The sequence below is a fragment of the Arthrobacter sp. P1_B4 genome, assembly GCF_056406555.1.
The window spans coordinates 1-4,006 of record NZ_JBFTZW010000151.1 but is presented as its reverse complement, the minus strand read 5'-3'; the positions used below and the strand labels follow the sequence as shown (position 1 = coordinate 4,006).

At 66.6% G+C, this 4,006-nt stretch carries 4 protein-coding genes and 1 pseudogene; 3 read left to right on the top strand and 2 right to left on the bottom strand.

What is annotated here, in order from left to right; all coding sequences use genetic code 11:
* The 3 genes from AC1D1W_RS20015 to AC1D1W_RS20005 all read left to right on the top strand — a co-directional run.
* Positions 1 to 898 (top strand): EamA family transporter (locus AC1D1W_RS20015; RefSeq protein WP_476944617.1); only part of this gene is annotated, 898 nt, incomplete at its 5' end.
* Between the two features lie 162 nt (positions 899 to 1,060).
* A complete protein-coding gene (locus AC1D1W_RS20010; RefSeq protein WP_476944616.1) occupies positions 1,061 to 1,957 on the top strand; it encodes a dihydrodipicolinate synthase family protein in 897 nt (298 codons plus the stop codon).
* Positions 1,935 to 3,161 carry an MFS transporter gene (locus AC1D1W_RS20005; RefSeq protein ID WP_476944615.1) on the top strand — a complete coding sequence of 409 codons (1,227 nt, stop codon included), beginning with the start codon at positions 1,935 to 1,937 and terminating at the stop codon, positions 3,159 to 3,161. The genes AC1D1W_RS20010 and AC1D1W_RS20005 overlap by 23 nt, the downstream gene beginning before the upstream one ends.
* Before the next feature lie 241 nt (positions 3,162 to 3,402).
* Here the strand turns inward: AC1D1W_RS20005 and AC1D1W_RS20000 are convergent, their stop codons facing one another.
* Both AC1D1W_RS20000 and AC1D1W_RS19995 read right to left on the bottom strand, forming a co-directional pair.
* Complete coding sequence (locus AC1D1W_RS20000) at positions 3,403 to 3,519, bottom strand: Rid family hydrolase (RefSeq protein WP_476944618.1); 117 nt, start codon at positions 3,517 to 3,519, stop codon at positions 3,403 to 3,405.
* A gap of 59 nt (positions 3,520 to 3,578) precedes the next feature.
* Positions 3,579 to 3,773, bottom strand: a pseudogene (locus AC1D1W_RS19995) (Rid family hydrolase); the annotation flags it as partial.
* Positions 3,774 to 4,006: the final 233 nt, after the last annotated feature.

Sequence of the window (4,006 nt, the reverse complement as noted above, 5' to 3'; positions counted from 1 at the left end):
GAATATCCCCGTGCCGCCGTGGGGGCTGGCCGTTGCCGCCATGCTCTCAGTCCAGCTCAGCTCGGCACTGTCAGTGGATCTGATCGCGGAGGTGGGGCCGGCCGGAACAGCCTGGCTCAGACTCAGTGTGGGGGCGTTCGTCTTTCTGGCCGTTGCCCGCCCCCCATTGCGCGCGCTACGCCGCCCCGACGTCCCCGTGCTTCTGGGGCTGGGCGTCGCCACCGGACTGATGACCATCGCATTCCTCGCCTCCATCGAACGCATCCCGCTCGGCACCGCCGTCGCGATCGAGTTCCTCGGTCCGCTGACTGTCGCCGCGGTCCGCAGCCACAGCGCACGGGCGCTTATCTGGCCAGCCCTGGCGCTGCTCGGCGTCGTCCTTCTGACCGAACCCTGGGCTGGCGACATCAACCTCGCCGGTATCGGGTTGGCAGGGCTCGCGGCCGTCGGGTGGGCCGTCTACATCGTGCTTACACAACGGATCGGCGACCGCTTCACGGGCATCGGCGCACTTTCACTCACCGTTCCCGTCGCAGCTGCCACGGCGGCGGTCGTGGGCATCCCCCAGTCCGCCGGACATCTCAACCTCGGTGTCCTCTCTGTCGCTTTCGGACTGGCCGTCCTGATGCCGGTGCTGCCAATGGCGCTTGAGATGCTCGCCCTGCGCCGGATGACGCCCACCGCGTTCGGTACCCTGATGGCCCTCGAACCGGCAATCGGGGTGCTCCTCGGGCTGCTCGTGCTGCACCAGCAGCCCTCGCTCACCCAATTCGGGGGCATCACGCTCGTCGTCCTCGCCGGGGCCGCCGCGCAACGCGGCGGCCGACGGCAACCGCACACCCGCGAACCCGCCGCCGCCCGCACCGACCCTGACCTCATCGGCCAAGGACCGAAGTAGGCCGCAGTCCTCCCAATAGGCGCGTCCGCCAGAACTGTCGCTGCGCGGGAAGTACCTGCTGACAGGGGCCCCGCAGCTCAGCCCACCCATGCTCAGCCCGCCCAGCCGCGGCAGGTGGCTCAGACTTTGCTTCCCCGTTATTCAAACTAAGGAGTTATACCCATGTTCACCGGCTTGAGCGCCTTCCCCCTGACCCCTCTGGCAGATGATGCTGTTGACGAGCATGCCTTCGTTCGTCTGATCGAACGGCTCTCGGAGGCGACGGTTGACTCCATCACGGCGCTCGGATCCACGGGCTGCTACGCGTACCTGAGCGGCGAGGAACGGAGCCGTGTCGCCCGCCTTGCCGTCGAGCACGCCGGCGATACACCCGTGTTCATTGGTATCGGGGCCTTGCGGACCTCACACGTCCTGGCCAACGCTGAGAATGCGGAGCGGGCCGGAGCTTCCGGGCTCCTGCTGGCTCCGATGACCTATCAGCCCCTCACCGACGATGACGCGTTCGAACTCTTCCGGACCGTCACCGCGAACTCGTCGCTGCCCGTGATCGTCTATGACAATCCGGGCACCACCCACTTCGCGTTCACGACCGAACTGTACGGACGCATCGCGGAACTGCCCGGAATCGCCTCCATCAAAATCCCCGGCATGCCGGCCGATCCGGAGCAGGCGCAGGCGCGGGTGCAGGAAATCCGGGCGGCCGTCCCTGCGCACGTGACCATCGGAGTTTCCGGTGACGCCAAGGCCGCCGCCGGACTGGCTGCCGGGTGCGATGCCTGGTACTCCGTCATTGGCGGCACTTTGCCCGCCCTGGCGATGCGGATCACCCAGGCCGCCCTGGAAGGGCGGGTCTCCGAAGCGTCCGCCGAGTCCGAACGGCTGGCACCGTTGTGGCAGCTATTTGCCGAGTTTGGTGGGAGTATCCGGGTTGTTGCGGCAATAGCGGAACAGCTGGGACTGGCATCACAATCGTGCCTGCCGCTTCCCCTCCAAGGATTGACCGAGAAGCAGCGTGCCCGTGTTGGCAGGATTGTCGATGATCTCGGGCTCAACCCGTAGCGCCGGCCTCGGAGTTCCCTGCAGGGAGGACCGCCGGATCGGTGCGCTGGCCCGCTACGTCTTCGCCGCAACCCTGGTTCGCAGTGCAGACGGGGGCGCAGTGGTCGCCATTGTGCTGCTCGCCCACGCCTGGGGGATGCCTGGCTGGCTGGCCGGGCTCCTGGGAGCATCAATCACCGCACCCCACCTGCTCGGCCCGTTCATCGCACGACGCCTCGATACAGCCCGTGACGGACGCAAGGTAATCGCGTGCTCCGCAGTCCTCCACGGGGTGGTGCTCGGTGCTGCTGCACTGCTCCTGCCCGTCGCCTGGCCGATCTGGCCAGCCATGCTGCTCTTTGCCTCGGGCATCTTCGGGCCGATGCTCACCGGCGGGATCAGCAGCCGCCTGCCCTCTATCGCCGGCCCCGGGCAGCGCAGCCAACGCAGAGCACAAAGCTGGGACGTCGCAAGCTACGGGATCAGCGGCACCCTCGGCCCGGCAGCAGTGGCATGGATCGCGGCCGCATCCGACGCACTCACCGCGACACTGGTCCTGGCCGGAGCCGCCGTCGTTGGTGCTGGAGCCGTCCTCGCACTCCCCAAGCAAGAGCCGCCCRACAAGGCCGTTGAGGTGCCRTCMCCCGGWCGAACACTGCGCCTCATCTGGGCACGTGGTCCGCTGCGCCGCACACTCGGACTCACCGTGACCGTCGCATTCTCTGTCGCCGCGCTACCGATCTACGCCGTTGCMACWGCTCCCGCGTTCGGCGGGGCCTCAGCCGCCGGAACACTGGTCGCRGCMTAYGGGATAGGGAATCTCCTCGGATCAGCAGCKCTCATGCTCCGRCCSCTTCGCCGCGACGCAGACCCTCTCATGAGCTCCCTCGCCGCACTCGTCGCGGCAACGCTGATACTSGTGATGCTCACTCCGACGCTTCCCACATCCCTCATTGCCTTCGGCCTGGCAGGGATCGCCAACGCGATGTTCTTCGCGGCAACACTCGCCGCGCGAAGCGAATACGCACCCATCGAGGCCCGCGGCCAAGTCTTCATCTGGGTAGGCGCACTCAAGATCGCTGCAGGATCAGCCGGGACAGCCGTCGCGGGTGCAACCATCGCACAAACGGTCTGGGCACCGCTTCTGCTGGCGACAGCCCTCACAGCAATTGCCGCGACCACCAGCATCATCGAGCGCTCCCGTCCACGCTTGTCCAARCACTAGCCCGCCTGAMTTCAACAACACCCTCGCGCGGACCGGCAGCACGCCGCGGCGAGTGCACCAGAGGCACGCCAAAAACGCCGCCAAAACMACGCCAAATAGCTCCGCGATTCACACGGTTATTTTGTGGATCGCAGCGCTATTTGGCAGTAAATTCGCAGGCCTTAGTTGCCGATGAGYAGGGCTTCTCTGGCTGTGTCGATGAWCTCGGGAGTKAGCGAATCGASGTGGTCGTGCGTTTGGATCACCCCACGCGGCGCATCGCCTGCAGTTCGATCTCGACGCGCGCCCTGAGCGGGAGCCCGGCGACGGCGACCGTCGTGCGCGCGGGGTAMTGGCCGTCGAAGTACCTCGCGTACACGTCATCGCTGCGAAGTCGTCCATGTCGACGAGGAAGACGTTGACTTTGACGACATMGCGCMAGCTGCTGCCGGCYGCCTCGAGGACGARGCCAAGGTTSTCGAAGACGCGTGCGGTCTGCTCCTCGATGCCACCGCCGACCARCTGCCCGGTCGCCGGRTCGATGGGCGTCTGCCCCGAAAGGAACAGCAGACCATTCGGTATACCGCACGCTTGGGAGTAGGGGCCCACGGGCGCCGGGGCGCTCTCGGCCATCACATAGGTCGGTTCCATCGCTGAGGCCCTCTCCGTCGGACGACGCGCACTGCCGGAGCGTACCGGCCGGCGACCGGGTACAACGGCAGTCCGCTCGCTGATTTTCAGTCTACTGCCGGCACGGCTGCGGTGAGCTCTCAGCCGTCCGGCACCTGCTCGGGACTTTTTGCGGCAGGTCCCGTTCCGCAGTTACTCCGTAGGGAACATCAGCGCTGAGGTTCACTGTGTAATTG

Excerpts from the sequence above, each read along its gene's own strand:
- AC1D1W_RS20010 (WP_476944616.1), top strand. The coding sequence starts at position 1,061 with ATGTTCACCGGCTTGAGCGCCTTCCCCCTGACCCCTCTGGCAGATGAT.